Here is a 15,971-nt window from a genome sequence, read left to right as displayed (position 1 = left end):
GCCAGGCGCACAGCGCGCCACAACCGGTCTGACGAACGCCCGCGCTTCCGACGGCCTGTGCCGCCGGTCGCTCACACCGCCGACCGCTTGCCTCTTGCCCTGGCTGGCGAGCCCGGCCGTGACGGTCGCGCGAGCTTGAGGTAGCGAGTAGCCACTTCAGGCATATTGCGCGAGGCCATGGCCGAGGGACCAATTCTCTTTCGCAACCTCGACAAGGCTCACGAATACGTCCTCCGGCCGGATACCGGGGTCTTCACCGAGCAACTCCGCGATCCGCCGGTACAGTGCTTTCTTCTGTTCCGCGGTCCTTGTGTTGCTCGCGGTGATCTGGATCAGCACGGCATCGTCGCTCCGGGCGACGCCGAGGTAAGTCGCACTGACGCGGAAGTCCGAAACGTCATGTTCCGTGATGGTCATGAACTGGTCGTCTTCGGGCACGTCGAACGTCTCGCGCATAGCCTGATAGAGGCCGTCGAAAATCGCCCGTTTGTAGGCCGCCGACTTTCCGGCGCGCAATGAGATGTGAAGGAGCGGCATTGCAGGTCCTTTCCGATTGTCCCGGCTTTACACTAACCCTCGCCCCATTATTATTGTATTCAATGATGATTGATTTCAGTGATAACGATCAGAAATGATGAGGCCCCTCGATCTGGATGCGGTCCAGGCTTTTGTTCGCGTCGCCGAGCTTGGCAGCTTCACGCGCGCGGCCGAGGCTACAGGGACGACGCAGTCTGCGGTCAGTTTGAAGCTGAAGCGGCTTGAAGAGAGGCTCGGCCGCCGGCTTCTCGAGCGGACGCCGCGTTACGTGGAGCTTTCGGCGCAGGGCGCCGCTTTCCTCGAACACGCCCGTGAACTCCTGGAGGTGCACGATCGCGCGTTCGCAGTGTTTTCCGGCACCCGCGAACGTCTCACCATCGGCATCAGCGACCACGTTGCGGGACCGGAACTGCCTGCGCTGATCGCGCGCATGAATGCGCAAGACCCGCAGCTGTTGATCGAAATCCGGATCGGATCCACGGGCGGTCTGCTTCAAAGCTTCGACCGGCGCGAACTCGACACGGTGATCGTCCGTCTGCAGACCGGGCGAACCGACGGGGAAATTCTCACCGAAGAAAAATTCGGCTGGTATGCAGCACCCAGTTGGCAGCACCGCGCGGGCGAGCCCCTGCCCGTGGCGACGATGCCGGAGCCCTGCGGCGTGCGTGCCATGGCGGGCAAGTTCCTCGACGAGGCTGGCGTGCCCTGGACTGAAGCTTTTGTTGGCGGTGGTGTTGCAGCGGTTTCTGCGGCCGTTATGGCCGGGCTCGGCGTGGCTGCGTTGGCTCGGCGCATGTTGCCATTCGGCGCGATTGACGTAGGCCCCAGGCTCGGGCTTCCCGATCTACCGTGCCTGCCGGTTCTACTGCACTCACGGGTTAAGGACGGGCGATCGCGCGACGCCCTTGCCGCGCTTTCGGCCGCCTTCAGGAGCGCGGCACGAGACTGAAACACGTCGGGCAAAGGTGACGTGACGGCAGTGTGGAGAGCCCAAGTTCCACGTCACCCGGCCCGGCGGAACGGCGGCGGGCGGCAAAGCCCGACGCCGTCCCATCGACCTCAGGAGTGTTCAGACGTCGATGTGACGATCCGCTGGCTCGGGCTCGAAAAGGCCCTTCTTCATCACGAACTTGACCCAGACCGCAGCCAGAACGGCGCCGGCGAAAAGCGTGCCCCCAGCGACTGAGAAGACCGTCACCGTCAGTTCCGGCGCCGGCGAGGCGTAGTAGATGGCATAGAGCATGCCGGCAATGCCGAGGACCTGGGGGAGCGGGTAGAGCGGCGTCTTGAAAGGCCGCGCGAGTCGCGGATAGCGCCGACGCAGAACGATCACGTCGATATGGGCGATGATATAGGCGATGAGCCAGGCGACCGCGGCGCCGACCAGCAGCAGCAGGATCGCGTCGGCATTCACCCCGTAGATGAGGATGGGGAGCGCCGTGGCGAGTGCAACCAGAACGATGGCTGTCCACGGTGTGCCGTATCTGGGGTGCAGCTTGCCGAGCACGGCGAACGTCTGACCGTTCTGCGCCATGCCGTATATCATGCGCGGGACCGCCGCCAGCGAGGTGTTGACGGTACTGCAGGTGGCCGTGAAGGCCGCCACGGTCAGGAAGATCAGTCCTGCCTTGCCCAGCACGGCCTCGACATAGGCGTAGTGCGGCAAGGGGGACGAGGCGAGCGTTTCCGTCGGCACGTAGATCAGCGCGCCCCAGCAGTAAAGCAGGTACATGACCAGGATCACCGTGGCGCCGACGATCATCGAACGCGGAATGATCCGGGCGGGATCGCGTGTCTCCTTGACCAGCGGGCAGGCGAATTCGAGCCCGACGAAGCCCCAGATGGCGATGGCGAGCAGAGCGAACATACCGCCGCTGAACGGTCCGACGCTCTCGGTCACCAGGTCCGCCGGGCGCGGCATGCCGAGGCCGGTGAGCGCGATTACCCCGAGCAGCGCGATGGTGGCGACCATGATGAAGGACAGCGCCGACTGCACGGTTGCGAAAACGTCAATGCCCATGATGTTGAGCATCGAGAACGTCGCAAGCAGTGCCAGAAGCAGCACGCCGGGCGGCAGTTCGAGGCCTGTGATTTCCACCAGCATCAGCTCGATCAGCACCAACTCGGCCGAAAGCGCGAACATGGCGACGACCAGGTAACCGGAGAAGACGGCAACTATGGCGGGGAAGTTGCCGATCGCCACCTCGGTAAAGGTGGCGAGGCTACCTGGACTGCGGAACATCAGCGTCAGCTCGGAGAAGGAGAAGACGTAAGTCAATGCCAGCCCGTAGGCCACCAGGATCGTCATCAGGAAGCCGTAACCGCCGAACCCCGCGCCCTGCAGCATGATCACCATCACGCCCTGCGAGACGACGAGGCCGACGCAGACGGCGAGCTGGGACCAGAAGCCAAGCGATCCCTTGAGACGGCCCGCCTCGCCGGCGGGCCGGATATGGTTGATTACAGACACGGTCGTACCTCCCTTTTCAGCGCTTGCATCAAATCGGGGTGAGAGCCTGTCGGCCGATGCCCGATCCGTTCCTCCGAGCTTCTTCTCCGCTTCTTGGACGACCTCGAACAGGTCGCCGGCCGGCGCGCCGAGTAAGCCGGCCCGTGCCTTGATGCGGTGCATCCCGGCCAGTGCAGTCGGATCCAGATCGCTGTGTGATTGGCCGGCACCCCATGCCTGCGCCCCCTCACTGACGCCGCCTGTTCAGCTTTCCTTATGGTTCAAATCGGCGGCCCGCCAAATTACCGTTTGCCGACGCAGTAGTGAGGAAGAGGCTAATCGTCGCTCGGCCTAAATAGTCCTTCGAAACGAAAGGCCTTTCGCGCACACCGCGCTTCGGCAAGCTCTCGCGGCATTTAGGGCCAACCTAACCATTGCTGCATGAAATCGTAATTTCCGCACTCCGGTCCCTCCAGTAGACCAGCAATCAGACCGCCGTCGCATCCGCGGAAAGTCTTGGCGAGCCAGAGAAGGGCGCAGAAATGTCAGTTGAAGAAGTCGACACGCTTGTTGTTGGTGGTGGCCAGGCCGGATTGGCCATGAGCGAGCATTTGAGCAAGTGCGGCGTGCCTCATCTCGTCCTTGAGCGGCACCGTATCGCCGAGCGCTGGCGTTCGGAAAGATGGGACTCTCTGGTTACCAACGGTCCCGCATGGCACGACCGGTTTCCGGGGATGGAGTTTCCGGATACCGATCCGGATGCCTTCGTGCCCAAGGAGGAGGTCGCGGACTATTTTGTCGCTTACGCAGAACAGATCGCTGCCCCCGTCCGTTGCGGTGTGGAGGTAAAGGAAGTACGGCGAAATATCGGCCGGCCGGGCTTCCGCGTCGAAACCTCCGAAGGCGCGATCGAGGCCAACAACGTGGTCGTAGCCACCGGACCTTTCCAACGCCCCATCATCCCGGCTGTGGTTCCTGAAGATGCAGGGCCCCTGCAGATCCATTCCAGCGCCTACCGCAATCCCGGTCAGTTGCCCGAGGGTGCGGTGCTGGTGGTTGGTGCCGGGTCCTCGGGGGTGCAGATCGCGGACGAACTCCTGCGCGCGGGCAAGCGCGTCTATCTGTCGGTGGGTCCGCACGATCGTCCTCCGCGCGCCTATCGCCAGCGTGACTTCTGCTGGTGGCTGGGTGTGCTCGGCAAGTGGGATGCCCAAACGCCAGGGCCGGGCACGGAACATGTCACCATTTCGGTGAGCGGTGCGCGCGGCGGCCATACGGTCGACTTCCGGCGCCTTGCCGCGCAGGGGATGACGCTCGTCGGCCTGACCGAATCGTACAAGGACGGTGTCCTGACCTTTGCGTCGGATCTTGCCGAAAACCTTGCGCGCGGCGATGCCAACTACATGTCGCTGCTGGACGAAGCCGACGCCTATGTTGCCCGCAACGGCCTGGATCTTCCCGAAGAGCCCGATGCCCGCAAGATCGAAGCGGATCCGCCATGTGTGACCGATCCCATTCGTGAGTTGAGCCTGGCCGAAGCCGGAATAACCTCGATCATCTGGGCGACGGGCTTTGCCGTTGATTACAGCTGGCTGAAAATCGACGCGTTCGACGAAAAGGGCAAGCCGAGGCATCAGCGCGGTGTTTCGGTCGAGCCGGGGATCTATTTCCTTGGACTGCCGTGGCAATCGCGAAGGGGATCCAGCTTCATCTGGGGCGTCTGGCACGACGCCAGGTACCTGGCGGACCAGATTGCCACCCAGCGCAAGTATCTGGAGTATCATGAGTCCGCGAGACACAAGAGCCAACGTTGACGGCAGTTGAAGGACGGCGTCTGTGAGCTTCCGGCAATCCGGCACGGCTCGCATCGCGGCCGTCCTTCGGCCTCAAGACGCTTCGAGATGGAGACCAAGATGGCACACACCCGAATTCGCAAGTTCAACACGAAAGACACGTATCCGGAGCAGAATCTCGACAACGACCTTTGCCAGGCGGTCGTCACCCAGGGCGGCAAGATCGTCTGGCTGCGCGGCCAGTGCCCGCAGAACCTGGACGACGCGGCGAACATCGACAGCCACGACCCGGTCGAACAGACCCACAAGGTCATGCAGAACATCAAGCAGCTGATCGAAGAAGCCGGCGGCCGCATGGAGCATCTGGTGAAGGTGGTGGTCTATCTCACCGATGTGCGCCACCGCGAGGCCGTCTACCGCACGATGGGCGAATACATCAAAGACGTACATCCGGTGTCGACCGGGCTCGTCGTTCAGGCGCTGGCACGGCCGGAGTGGCTGGTCGAGATCGACGGCACCGCAGTGATCCCGGAGTGATCCCATGACCTTTTCACTCGTTGCCCGCTGCCACGAAACCGGCATGTTCGGCGTCGCCATCTCCTCTTCCTCCCCGGCCGTTGCCGCGCGCTGCTCCTATGCCCGCGCCGGCGTCGGCGCGGTGGCATCGCAGAACGTGACGGATCCGACCCTGGGGCCGCTGGCGCTCGATCTGATGGAAGAGGGCATGAGCGCCGAAGAGACCATAACCGAGGTGAAGAAGCGGGGCAGGTTCATCGCCTACCGGCAGGTGCTCGCGGTCGACCGCGCGGGGCGTACGGCCATTCATTCCGGTCCGAACTCCCTTGGCATCTGGACCCAGGCGCAGGCGGAGAATGTCGCCTCGGGGGGAAACCTGCTCGCCAATGACGGCGTGCCGCAGGCGATCGTCGACGGATTTCTCGCCTCTTCGGGCCATCTGGGCGATCGCCTGATCGCCGCGATGCGAGCCGGTCTGGCGGCCGGCGGCGAGGCCGGCCCGGTGCATTCGGCGGGGCTCAAACTCGTCGACAAGGTCAGTTGGCCTGTCGCCGATCTGCGCTGCGACTGGACGGAAGAGTGCCCGATCGAGGCCGTCGCCACCGCGTGGGATATCTATAAGCCGCAACTGGACGCCTACATCCAGCGTGCCCTCGATCCGCGCGAAGCCCCCTCCTACGGCGTCCCTGGAGACCAGTGACACGGGGGCGGAACGCCATCCCGGATTACATCTTCAGGATCGAAAAGCGCTGAACATGTCCGCACGGACGTGATCCGGATGCCGCAAACCGGTGATGCTCATAGATAGAGGCTCTTGGCCGCCCTGGACGACAACAGCTCCCGTGCCGGCCCTTCCTGCGCCACCCTGCCCTTGACCAGGACATAGCCGCGGTCGGCGATGCTGAGCCCCATCTCGGCGTTCTGCTCGATCAAAAGCACAGTCGTTCCGCGGCGGTGGATCTCCTGCGTGGTTTCGAAATACTCGCCGATCAGCCTGGGCGACAGGCCCAGCGACGGCTCGTCCATCACCACGAGCTTCGGCTCGCCGATCAGCGCCCGCGCCAGCGCGACCATGGCCTGCTCACCACCCGACAACGTGCCCGCAACCTGGCGCAGCCGCTCGCGAATGCGTGGAAACAGGTCCGACATCTTATCGAGCTGGACCTCGAAATTCAGGTCACGGCCGGCGACGGCATCGTAGCCGAGGCGCAGGTTCTCGATGACGGTCAAGCTTGGAAACAGACGCCGCCCCTCCGGGACGAGGCCGACGCCGAGCGCGGCCAGGTTCTCCGTGCCCAGCACGGCAATATCCTTGCCCATCACCTCGACCTTGCCGCGCTGCGCACGCACCACGCCGCACACGGTCATGAAGGTGGTGGTCTTGCCGGCGCCGTTCGGCCCGAGCAGGCACACCAGTTCGCCGGCACGCACGCTCATCGTCACGTTGCGCAGCATCGGCACCGTTCCATAGGCGGTGTCCACGTCCTTCAGCTCAAGCATGGGTCGCCGCCTTTCCCAGATAGGCTTCCTGCACGCGCGGATCGGCGCGAACCGCCGCGAAGCCACCTTCGGCGATAAGGCTGCCGTAATCGACACACATGACACGCTCGGGGAAGGCTTCCACGACCCGCATGTCGTGCTCGATCAGGATCACCGACAGCTCCGGATGTTCCGAGCGCAGCCGCGCGATGTCGGCCACCAGCGCATCCGTCTCGGTGTCGTCCATGCCGACCGAAGGCTCGTCGAGCAGGAGCAGCTTGGGCTGGGAGGCGAGCGCGCGGGCGATCTCCAGCCGGCGCCGGTCGGCCTGCGCCAGGGTACCCGCCGGGCGGTAGCGCTGCTCATAGAGATCGCCGGAACCGAGGCGCAGAAGCGTCTCCGCCTTCTCGACGCAGGCCGCCATTTCGCGCCGCGAGGCGCCGGGGCGGAAGAGCGCTTTCAGAACGCCGGTCTTCGTGCGCGTGTGCATGCCGATGATGACGTTGTCGAGCACGCTGAGGTCGGAGAACAGGCGCGACGCCTGGAAGGTGCGGGCGATCCCCCGCTGCACCACTTCGTAGGTCGGCTTTCCGGTGATATCGGCACCGTCGAACGTCACCCGCCCCGACGTCGGCTTGTAGACACCGGTCACGACGTTGAACAATGTCGACTTTCCGGCACCGTTCGGCCCGATCACCGCCAGCACCGAGCCCTTTTCGATGGAGAAGGTGACGTCGTCCAGCGCCACCAGCCCGCCGAAGCGCATGGTCACGTTCTTGATGTCGAGAAGCACGCTCACCGACGGCCTCCATAATGGCGCAGGCGTTGCGGGAACAGGCCCTGCGGGCGGATCATGAGGAAGCCGATAACCACGACGCCGAAGAACAACAGACGATAATCGGAGAAGGCGCGCAGCTTCTCCGGCAGGATGGTCAGCAGGAACGCCCCGACGATCACCCCGAAGATGTTGTCCATGCCTCCGACGATGACCATGGTCATGATGGTGACGGAGACCAGGAAGGTGAAGTTGTCGGGAGAGATGTAGGAGACGTAGAAGGCGTAGACCGTGCCGGCAAAGGCCGCAAGGAAGGCGTCGACGGCAAAGGCCAGTACCTTGTACCAGGCAACGTTGATGCCTTGTGCCTTGGCTGCGATCTCGTCGGCGCGCAATGCATTCCAGGCGAGACCGATGCGCGAGCCGTGGAGACGCTGCGCGGTCACGATGGCCAGCACCACCAGCGCAGCCGCCAGATAGTAGAAATTTGCCTGGCTCGGAAGCGTCCAGCCGAACACCTGCAGCGGGCTGGCGAAGGAATGGCCGAACAGGCTGGGCGCGGGAATGCCGACCAGGCCGTTGGGGCCGCCGGTCCACTCGAAATTGTTGAGCAGTTGGTGCACGACCACGCCGAAGGCGATGGTGACGAGCGCCAGATAGGTGTCGCGCGTGCGCATCGACGGGACGCCGATGATGAAGCCGAACAGCGTCGCGGCAAGCGCGGCTATCGGCAATGTCAGCCAGAAGCTTATGCCGAAATTGAGCGCCAGCAGGGCCGAAACATAGGCGCCGATTCCGTAGGAGGCGCCAGTGGCGAAGTTCGGGATGTTGGCGCTGCCGAGCTGGAAGTTGAGAGCCAGCGCCAGCACCGCATAGAGCTGCGCCACGATCAAGAGATGCAACATGTAGGTATTGGAGCCCACCAGGAACGGGAAGCCCAGCACGATGACGGCCGCCGTCGCCATGGTGACCAGCGGCACGCGCGCCAGGCTTGCCGTGACGAAGTCGCCTACCCACGGAAACCGTTCCAGCAGGTAGAAACCCAGGCCGAGCAGGGCCAGGAGCCCCGCCACGTGCCAGGTCCCTTCGGCCTTGAGTATCGCATAGAGAAGGGCCGCGCCGCACAGCTGAGAGAGGATAGCCAAAGCGGCCGCCGTTGCGGTTCGCGGCGCGGGGGACGAGGTCGAACCTCCCATTTCTACACCTTCTCCATGGTGGTCCGACCGAGCAGCCCGGCGGGGCGGAAGACGAGCACGACGATGACGAGGACGAAAACGAAGACCAGCCGATAGGATGCGCCGTCCTCTACGAAGGTTTGGGCCAGTACCTCGATGCCGGCGATGACGAGACCGCCGATGATGGCGCCCGGCATCGAGCCCAGCCCGCCGATGACCGCGGCCGAGAAGCCGAGCAAACCGGCCATCACGCCGAAATCGAAGCGGGTGACGCCGGCATAGCTTGCGAAAAGCAGGCCCGCGATCGCGCCGATCGACGAGGCAATGAAGAAGGTCGCCTGAAAAACGCGATGATCGCGTATACCCATCATGCGCGCCACCAGGCGGTCCTCGGACGCGGCGCGGATGCGCAGGCCGAGCGGGGTCATGCGCAGGAAGACGAACAACAGCGCTACCAGCAGCGCCGTGGTCCCGACCACCAACAGCACGAACCAGTTCACCGGCACCCCGGCAATATCGAACGCCACACCTGACACCAGGCGTGGAAAGGCGTGTGGATTGGAGCCTTGCGGATAGAGGTGGCGGATGAGCTCGCGGATGACGATGCCGAGCGCCACGGTTGCCACCAGCGCCATCATCGCCGGCGCATCGCGAAAGCGGCGGATGACCACCCTGTCGAGCACCACACCGATCATACCGACGGCCAGCACGGCCGCAATCACCGCCAGCACCAGCCAGGCCGGCGCGAACGCCCCGAAGCTCGCGGCAAGGATCTGCGCCGCCGCCAGGGCGATGAAAGGCGCCGTCATCGCCACATCGCCGTGGGAGAAATGAATGACGTTGAGAATGCCGAATATCAGACTGAACCCTATGGCGAGCAGGGCGTAGATCGAGCCAAGGGTAATCCAGTTCACCGATTGCTGGATAAGCAGTTCCGCCATCCGGTCCATCTTCTTGTTGTGGAGGCAGGAGAGTTACCAGCGACCTCCGCGAGCGCACATAATGAATCTCCGAAGTCACGGATAGCAAATTCCGAATTTCTCGCACGCCCCCAGGGGAATAAGGTCATCCTGACCGGCGATAACGACCGGCGCACCGCATTCGGTGCGGCAGACAATCCTTTGAGGTGGAACCATGCAAACCAGGCGAAAGGCGCTCAAGAGCGTATCCTCCATCATTGCCGGCTCTGTGTTCGCCCTGGCACTGGGTGTAGCCCAGGCCCAGGCCGACCAGATCAAGCTCGGCTTCATCGGCCCGTTGTCGGGCGGCAACGCCCAGCAGGGTCTCGGTGCGCGCAACGGCTTCCTGCTGGCCATCGAGCAGGCCAATGCGGAAGGCTATCCGCATGAGGTCGAGGCCGTGGTCCTTGACGATGCTTCCGACCCGAGCGTCGGCGTGTCGGCGGCCCAGAAGCTGGTGAACGATCCGGCGGTCGTGGCCGCGACCGGGCACTGGAACAGCCCCGTGGCGCTGGCGACGATTCCCATCTTCAACCGCGCCCAGATGCCCTTCATCGTCTGGGGCGCGATCAGTCCCAAGATCACCGAGCAGAACCTTCCCAACGTCACGCGCGTCACGCCCACGCTCGTGAATGAAAACAAGCCGCTTGCCGACGCCATCATCGAGGAAGGCAAGGTCAAGAAGATCGCGATCATCTCCGACACCACGGACTATGGCGTGGCCAACACCAAATGGTTCACCGAATTCTTCACCGCCGCCGGCGGTGAGATCGTCTCGTCCGACGCCGCGGCCGTCGGCACGACGGACTTCCGCGCGATGCTGACGACCGCCAAGGCGGCTTCGCCCGATGCGATCTACTTCGGCGGCGTGGTGACGGAAGCCGCACTCGTGCGCAGCCAGATGGCGGACCTCGGCATGGGCTCGTTGCCGATGTACGGCATTTCGGGAATCTACGACCCGAAATTCATCGAGATCGCCGGCGCGGCTGCCGAGGGCACCGTCGTGGGCACGCCGTCGGTCCAGTCGAACCCGAAGCTGGAGGCGTTCGAGGAGGCCTATGAGGCCAAAGGTTTCGCCGAGCCGGCGGGCTCCTATGCCAAATATGCCTATGAAGCCGCGCAGATCCTGCTCGCGATCATCGAGGACAAGGGCATCGAGGACAAGGCAGCGCTGAGCCAAGCGATCCGCGACATCCAGCATGAGGGCATACTCGGCGAGGTCTCCTTCGACGAGAACGGCCAGACCCAGATGGATGTGAATATCGACCTGCACGTCGTTCGCGACGGCGAATGGGTCGACATGTAAGGCAGATCGCTGCCGCGCCGCTCCCGCGCAAAACTGCGGGTCCCTTCCGCGACGTGTCCTGGCAGCTCGTCGATCATCGGTGCGATCGGATGGAAAGTGTCCGATCGCGCCGTTGGCGGGCCAACAATGCGCCAAGCTGCGCCTTTCGCCACGACGAATGATCACGCCATCAGGAGCCATCAATGAGCGAACTCGGCCACAAAGACTGGATCGCCAAGGCGTCGCAGATCCGCTTCCGCGACAAGGCGTTTATCGACGGCCGGTTCGTCGAATCAGCCTCGGGCAGGACGTTGGCCAGCATCAATCCGGCGACCGGCGAAACGCTTGCCGAAGTCGCCTCCTGCGGCGAAGAGGAAGTCAATCTCGCGGTCGCCGCCGCGCGGCGCAGCTTCGAATCGGGAGCGTGGTCACGGGCCGCGCCCGCCCATCGTAAGCAGGTGCTTCTGCGCCTTGCAGAACTGCTGCGGGAAAATTTGCATGAGCTTGCGCTCCTGGAATCGCTGGACATGGGCAAGCTGGTCAAGGATGCAGCCACCGTCGACGTGCCGGGCGCGGCTGCGATCTTTCAGTGGTATGCGGAGGCCATCGACAAGATCTATGGCGAGGTCGCGCCCACGGGCGAGGGAGATCTGGTGCTGGTGCGGCGCGAACCGCTCGGCGTTGTCGGCGCGGTAGTGCCGTGGAACTTCCCCCTCGACATGGCAACGTGGAAGTGCGCCCCCGCGCTTGCGGCGGGCAATTCCGTCGTGCTCAAGCCGGCCGAGCAGTCGCCGTTCTCGGCATTGAGGCTCGCGGAACTCGCCGTGGAAGCGGGGCTGCCCGCGGGCGTGCTCAACGTGGTCCCGGGTCTCGGCGAGACCGCCGGTCAGGCGCTTGGCCGGCACATGGAAGTGGATTGCCTGGCCTTCACCGGCTCGACGGCGGTCGGCAAGATGTTCCTGCAGTATTCGGGCCAGTCGAACATGAAGCAGGTGTGGCTGGAGACCGGCGGCAAGAGCCCCAACCTGGTGTTCGCCGACTGTACAGATCTGGATGCGGCGGCAGACATGGCCGCGCTTGGCATCTTCTTCAACCAGGGGGAGGTGTGCTCGGCCAATTCTCGGCTGCTGGTGCAGCGCGGCGTCAAGGATGCGCTGCTCGAAAAGCTGGCCGAGCGGGCAGCGGCGACCCAACCGGGAGATCCGCTCGACCCGGCTTCGAAAATGGGAGCGATGGTGGATGCCGGCCACACCGCCAATGTCATGCGCTTCGTGGAGGCGGGCAAGAAGACAGCGCGCCTTGTCGCCGGCGGGGACCGGATCACCGTCAACGGGCGGGGCAACTACGTGCAGCCCACCATATTCGACGGCGTGATGCCGGACGACGCGCTCGCTCGCGAGGAGATATTCGGTCCCGTACTGGCCGTGATCCCTTTCGACGAGGAGGAGGAGGCGGTGCGCATCGCCAACGACAGCATCTACGGGCTGGCCGCGTCGCTTTGGACGGACAGCCTGTCTCGCGCCCAGCGCGTCGCCAGCCGGCTGCGCGTCGGAACGGTGTCGGTGAACACGGTGGACGCGTTGAGCCCGATGACCCCGTTCGGCGGTTTCAAGCAGTCGGGCTTCGGCCGGGACCTTTCGCTTCATTCGTTCGACAAATACACTGCCCACAAGACGACCTGGATCAAGTATTCAAGGGAGCCGACCGCTTGATCGCGGTGCTGAAACCGGCAATATAGACTTCCATGCCGCTTCGCTTTACGCTCAGACAACTAGAATATTTCGTTGCCGTAGGCGAAGCTGGCTCGATAGCCAAGGCTGCCGAACAGGTCAACGTCTCTCCACCGTCCATCTCGGCGTCGATCGCTCAGCTCGAGGAAGAGTTCGGCATCCAGCTCTTCGTTCGCAAGCATTCGCACGGCCTGTCGCTCACGGCCGGCGGACGTGTGTTCTTCAAGGAAGCCGCGCGCTTGCTCGGCGATGCGGACGCACTTCACGATATCGCCGGCGACATCGCCGAAAAGGTACGGGGCCCGCTGGCGATAGGCTGTCTGCTCACCTTTGCACAGATCGTCCTTCCCGCGCTGCGCCGAAAGTTCGAGGACACCTATCCGGAGGTACGTGTCAGGCAGGTGGAGCGCAATCAGGGCCAATTGCTCGAGATGCTGCAACGCGGCGAGATCGATGCGGCGCTCACCTATGATCTGGAACTGTCGCATGACATCATGTTCGAGCCGCTGATGCAGTTGCCGGCCTATGTCATGCTGCCAGGGGGGCACCGGCTGGCACTGCAGAAGGGGATTACTCCCGAAGAGCTTGTCGAGGAACCGATGGTTCTGCTCGACCTGCCCTACAGCCGCGAATATTTCCTTTCGGCATTTCAAATGAGGGGCTTGAGGCCCAGCATCGCCGAACGCACCGGAGACATAGCGGTGATGCGCTCCATGGTCGGGAACGGTTTCGGCTACGGCATCGCCAACATGCGGCCGCTCAACACCATGTCGCCTGACGGCAAACCGCTGGTATTCGTGTCGCTGGAGAGCGATTTGAGGCCGCTCACCATGGGCGTTGCGATGCCCAACGCCGAGCACCGCACGCAGACGGTGCAGGCGTTCCTCGATCACTGCCGTCGCTTCGTCCTCGAGCAAGGTGTCTTCGGTACAGAACGCGTCGTCAGATGAATCGTGAATGTCCGGCCGATGAACGGTTTCGCGCCCGACGAAAAGCCGCTGCTTTCCCTCGCCCGGTGAGGGCGTGAACTCTAATCGGCCACCGGCTCGCAAGCGGCTTTACGAGGCCTTCAGAGTCCATGCGCACAAGGCGCGGAAATCGCGCGGAGATTAGGCTGCGCCGAAGCGGAGCTTTCGCAATCACGACTTTCCTTCGGCCCCACGCTTCCTATGCTGGCGGAGCATTGGAAGGGAGGCTGGATTGCGCGATCCTCGATACGATGTTCTGTTCGAACCGATGCAGATCGGCCCGGTGACGGCCAAGAACCGGTTCTACCAGGTGCCGCATTGCAACGGTGGCGGATACCGCGATCCTTCGGCCGCTGCCGAGATGCGCGGCATCAAGGCCGAGGGCGGCTGGGGTGTCATCTTCACCGAACAGTGCGAGATGCATCATACGTCCGAGATCACGCCGTTCATCGAGTTGCGGTTGTGGGAGGACAAGGACATTCCCCAGTTGCGCCGCATGTCCGAGAAGATGAAAGCGCATGGGGCGCTGGCCGGGATCCAGCTCGCCTATTCAGGCATCAACGGCCCCAACCTCTACACGAAAGAGGTGCCTTTGGCGCCGTCGGCCCTGCCCATCCGCACCTTCACCAACGACCCGGTGCAGGCGCGGGCGCTGTCCAGATCGGACATCCGCGACCTGCGCCGCTGGTTCGTGAATGCGGCCGAGCGGTCGAAGACCGCGGGTTTCGACCTGATCTGCCTTTACGGCGCGCATGGGTTCGGGATCTTCCAGCATTTCCTCAGCCGCGCGACCAATCAGCGGAGCGACGAATATGGCGGCAGCCTGGAAAACCGCGCCCGCTTCGTCAACGAGGTGGTCGCCGACATCCGGGACGCGGTGGGCGACACGATGGGCATCACCCTGCGCGTCAGCCTTGACGAGACGATCGGCGAGCTTGGCTTCTCGAACGCCGAGGTGCGCGACTTCATCGAGATGAACCGCAATCTGCCTGATCTGTGGGATCTTGCGCACGGCACATGGGAGGATTGCTCCGGCCCCTCGCGCTTCAAGGAGGAAGCCGCGCAGGAACGACTCGTCCACGGCATCCGTGAACTCTCCGACAGGCCCGTCGTCGGCGTCGGGCGTTTCACCTCGCCTGATGTGATGGTGAAGATGATCAAGTCGGGCACGCTGGATTTCATCGGCTGCGCGCGCCCCTCGATCGCCGATCCGTTCCTGCCGAAGAAGGTCGAGGAAGGCCGGGTCGAGGACATCCGCGAATGCATTGGCTGCAACATCTGCATCACCGGCGACATGACGATGTCGATCAGCCGCTGCACGCAGAACCCCACCTTCATGGAGGAATGGCGCAAGGGCTGGCACCCGGAGCGCATGAACGAAAAGGGCGACAGCGACAACGTTCTTATTGTGGGGTCGGGCCCCGCGGGGCTGGAGGCCGCACGGGCGCTGGCCGAGCGTGGCTATGACGTGGCGATCGCCGAAGCCGGCACCGAGTTGGGCGGACGGGTAGCGCGGGAGCGTCGCCTGCCTGGGCTGTCTGCTTGGGGTCGGGTGCTGGAATATCGCGAATACCAGATCAGCCAGAAGCCCAATATCGAAACCTATTTCGACAGCCGGCTGAGCGCTGAAGACATAATGGAATTCGGCTTTCAGAACGTCGCCATCGCCACCGGCGCGACCTGGCGCCGTGACGGCGTTGCGCGCCAGCATGTCGTGCCGATGAAGATCGCCGAAGGCGCAACCGTCTACACCCCCGACGACCTGATGGACGGCGACGTTCCCGGCGGCGACGTGGTGATTTTCGATGACGACCATTACTATATGGGCGGTGTTCTGGCCGAGCTGCTGGTTCGGCAGGGCGCCAGGGTCACGCTGATCACGCCCTCCGCCTATGTTTCGGACTGGACCAGAAACACGCTGGAACAGGGGACGATCCACGCCCGGCTGGACGCGCTTGGCGTAGACATCGTGCTGAATCGCGGCGTCACCGAGATCGCGAGCGACCATGTCGTCAGCAACTGTGTGTATACCGGCAAGACCTGCCGGTATCCGGCGGATGCGGTGGTGATGGTGGCTTCGCGCAGCGGCAACGATCAGTTGTACCGGGACCTGCTCTCCCGGCAGGACAACTGGGCCGATGCCGGCATCAGATCGATCAGGATCTTCGGCGATGCCGAGGCTGCCGGCCCGATCGCCTGGGCGATCTACGCCGGCCACCGCTATGCCCGCGAACTGGATTGCGAGCCAAGCGGTGACGCGCTGCCCTTCCGGCGCGAGATCACCAAGTTGGCAGCCGAATGACAC

General features: G+C 63.8%; 14 protein-coding genes. 8 read left to right on the top strand and 6 right to left on the bottom strand.

The genetic code is table 11. The features are described 5' to 3' along the window. Nucleotides 1-156 precede the first annotated feature (156 nt). On the bottom strand, nt 157-537 hold the full coding sequence (locus ACFP9U_RS11985; RefSeq protein ID WP_378621659.1) for a tautomerase family protein: 381 nt from the start codon (nt 535-537) through the stop codon (nt 157-159). Between the two features lie 97 nt (nt 538-634). On the opposite strand from ACFP9U_RS11985, the gene ACFP9U_RS11980 reads away from it, so the two are divergent. Beyond that, nucleotides 635-1,486, top strand: coding sequence for a LysR family transcriptional regulator (locus tag ACFP9U_RS11980; RefSeq protein ID WP_378621663.1), 852 nt, complete (start codon nt 635-637; stop codon nt 1,484-1,486). Nucleotides 1,487-1,606: 120 nt separating this feature from the next. On the opposite strand, the gene ACFP9U_RS11975 is transcribed toward ACFP9U_RS11980, so the two are convergent. After that, a complete protein-coding gene (locus ACFP9U_RS11975) occupies nt 1,607-3,007 on the bottom strand; it encodes an APC family permease (RefSeq protein ID WP_378621657.1) in 1,401 nt (466 codons plus the stop codon). 521 nt (nt 3,008-3,528) lie between these two features. Here ACFP9U_RS11975 and ACFP9U_RS11970 point away from each other — a divergent pair. From ACFP9U_RS11970 to ACFP9U_RS11960, 3 genes are all read left to right on the top strand, one after another. Beyond that, a complete protein-coding gene (locus tag ACFP9U_RS11970; RefSeq protein WP_378621655.1) occupies nt 3,529-4,800 on the top strand; it encodes a flavin-containing monooxygenase in 1,272 nt (423 codons plus the stop codon). A 99-nt stretch (nt 4,801-4,899) separates the two neighbouring features. Continuing rightward, nucleotides 4,900-5,316: a RidA family protein gene (locus tag ACFP9U_RS11965; RefSeq protein WP_378621653.1), complete on the top strand. Its 417-nt coding sequence runs from the start codon at nt 4,900-4,902 to the stop codon at nt 5,314-5,316. A gap of 4 nt (nt 5,317-5,320) precedes the next feature. Beyond that, nucleotides 5,321-5,995 carry a DUF1028 domain-containing protein gene (locus ACFP9U_RS11960; protein WP_378621651.1) on the top strand — a complete coding sequence of 225 codons (675 nt, stop codon included), beginning with the start codon at nt 5,321-5,323 and terminating at the stop codon, nt 5,993-5,995. 98 nt (nt 5,996-6,093) lie between these two features. Here the strand turns inward: ACFP9U_RS11960 and ACFP9U_RS11955 are convergent, their stop codons facing one another. The 4 genes from ACFP9U_RS11955 to ACFP9U_RS11940 are packed head-to-tail and all read right to left on the bottom strand — an operon-like array spanning nt 6,094 to nt 9,665. Further along, on the bottom strand, nt 6,094-6,795 hold the full coding sequence (locus ACFP9U_RS11955) for an ABC transporter ATP-binding protein (RefSeq protein ID WP_378621649.1): 702 nt from the start codon (nt 6,793-6,795) through the stop codon (nt 6,094-6,096). Beyond that, a complete protein-coding gene (locus ACFP9U_RS11950) occupies nt 6,788-7,573 on the bottom strand; it encodes an ABC transporter ATP-binding protein (protein WP_378621647.1) in 786 nt (261 codons plus the stop codon). The genes ACFP9U_RS11955 and ACFP9U_RS11950 overlap by 8 nt, the downstream gene beginning before the upstream one ends. Next, on the bottom strand, nt 7,570-8,694 hold the full coding sequence (locus ACFP9U_RS11945; protein ID WP_378621645.1) for a branched-chain amino acid ABC transporter permease: 1,125 nt from the start codon (nt 8,692-8,694) through the stop codon (nt 7,570-7,572). Before ACFP9U_RS11945 ends, ACFP9U_RS11950 begins: the two co-directional genes overlap by 4 nt. A 53-nt stretch (nt 8,695-8,747) precedes the next feature. Beyond that, nucleotides 8,748-9,665, bottom strand: coding sequence for a branched-chain amino acid ABC transporter permease (locus ACFP9U_RS11940; protein ID WP_322453402.1), 918 nt, complete (start codon nt 9,663-9,665; stop codon nt 8,748-8,750). Between the two features lie 193 nt (nt 9,666-9,858). On the opposite strand from ACFP9U_RS11940, the gene ACFP9U_RS11935 reads away from it, so the two are divergent. The 4 genes from ACFP9U_RS11935 to ACFP9U_RS11920 all read left to right on the top strand — a co-directional run bounded on the left by ACFP9U_RS11935 (nt 9,859) and on the right by ACFP9U_RS11920 (nt 15,968). Continuing rightward, nucleotides 9,859-10,989, top strand: a complete 1,131-nt coding sequence (locus ACFP9U_RS11935; RefSeq protein ID WP_378621642.1) for a branched-chain amino acid ABC transporter substrate-binding protein — start codon at nt 9,859-9,861, stop codon at nt 10,987-10,989. A 182-nt stretch (nt 10,990-11,171) separates the two neighbouring features. Then, nucleotides 11,172-12,680: an aldehyde dehydrogenase gene (locus ACFP9U_RS11930; RefSeq protein ID WP_378621640.1), complete on the top strand. Its 1,509-nt coding sequence runs from the start codon at nt 11,172-11,174 to the stop codon at nt 12,678-12,680. 32 nt (nt 12,681-12,712) lie between these two features. Next, the gene (locus ACFP9U_RS11925) at nt 12,713-13,648 is read left to right on the top strand and encodes a LysR substrate-binding domain-containing protein (protein WP_378621638.1); all 936 of its coding nucleotides are present in this window, start codon (nt 12,713-12,715) and stop codon (nt 13,646-13,648) included. Between the two features lie 250 nt (nt 13,649-13,898). Beyond that, complete coding sequence (locus tag ACFP9U_RS11920; RefSeq protein ID WP_378621636.1) at nt 13,899-15,968, top strand: FAD-dependent oxidoreductase; 2,070 nt, start codon at nt 13,899-13,901, stop codon at nt 15,966-15,968. Nucleotides 15,969-15,971: the final 3 nt, after the last annotated feature.

Origin of the sequence: Nitratireductor sp. GCM10026969 (genome assembly GCF_042660605.1) — a bacterium.
Taxonomy (GTDB): Bacteria; Pseudomonadota; Alphaproteobacteria; order Rhizobiales; family Rhizobiaceae; genus Chelativorans.
The sequence above is the reverse complement of the archived record's forward strand: the minus strand, read 5'-3'. Positions and strand labels throughout refer to the sequence as shown.

What these genes read in the sequence shown, in the direction of transcription:
- ACFP9U_RS11985 (WP_378621659.1), bottom strand. Translation starts at nt 537, where the DNA reads ATGCCGCTCCTTCACATCTCATTGCGCGCCGGAAAGTCGGCGGCCTAC.
- ACFP9U_RS11980 (WP_378621663.1), top strand. Translation starts at nt 635, where the DNA reads ATGAGGCCCCTCGATCTGGATGCGGTCCAGGCTTTTGTTCGCGTCGCC.
- ACFP9U_RS11970 (WP_378621655.1), top strand. Translation starts at nt 3,529, where the DNA reads ATGTCAGTTGAAGAAGTCGACACGCTTGTTGTTGGTGGTGGCCAGGCC.
- ACFP9U_RS11965 (WP_378621653.1), top strand. Translation starts at nt 4,900, where the DNA reads ATGGCACACACCCGAATTCGCAAGTTCAACACGAAAGACACGTATCCG.
- ACFP9U_RS11960 (WP_378621651.1), top strand. Translation starts at nt 5,321, where the DNA reads ATGACCTTTTCACTCGTTGCCCGCTGCCACGAAACCGGCATGTTCGGC.
- ACFP9U_RS11955 (WP_378621649.1), bottom strand. Translation starts at nt 6,795, where the DNA reads ATGCTTGAGCTGAAGGACGTGGACACCGCCTATGGAACGGTGCCGATG.
- ACFP9U_RS11940 (WP_322453402.1), bottom strand. Translation starts at nt 9,665, where the DNA reads ATGGCGGAACTGCTTATCCAGCAATCGGTGAACTGGATTACCCTTGGC.
- ACFP9U_RS11935 (WP_378621642.1), top strand. Translation starts at nt 9,859, where the DNA reads ATGCAAACCAGGCGAAAGGCGCTCAAGAGCGTATCCTCCATCATTGCC.
- ACFP9U_RS11930 (WP_378621640.1), top strand. Translation starts at nt 11,172, where the DNA reads ATGAGCGAACTCGGCCACAAAGACTGGATCGCCAAGGCGTCGCAGATC.
- ACFP9U_RS11925 (WP_378621638.1), top strand. Translation starts at nt 12,713, where the DNA reads ATGCCGCTTCGCTTTACGCTCAGACAACTAGAATATTTCGTTGCCGTA.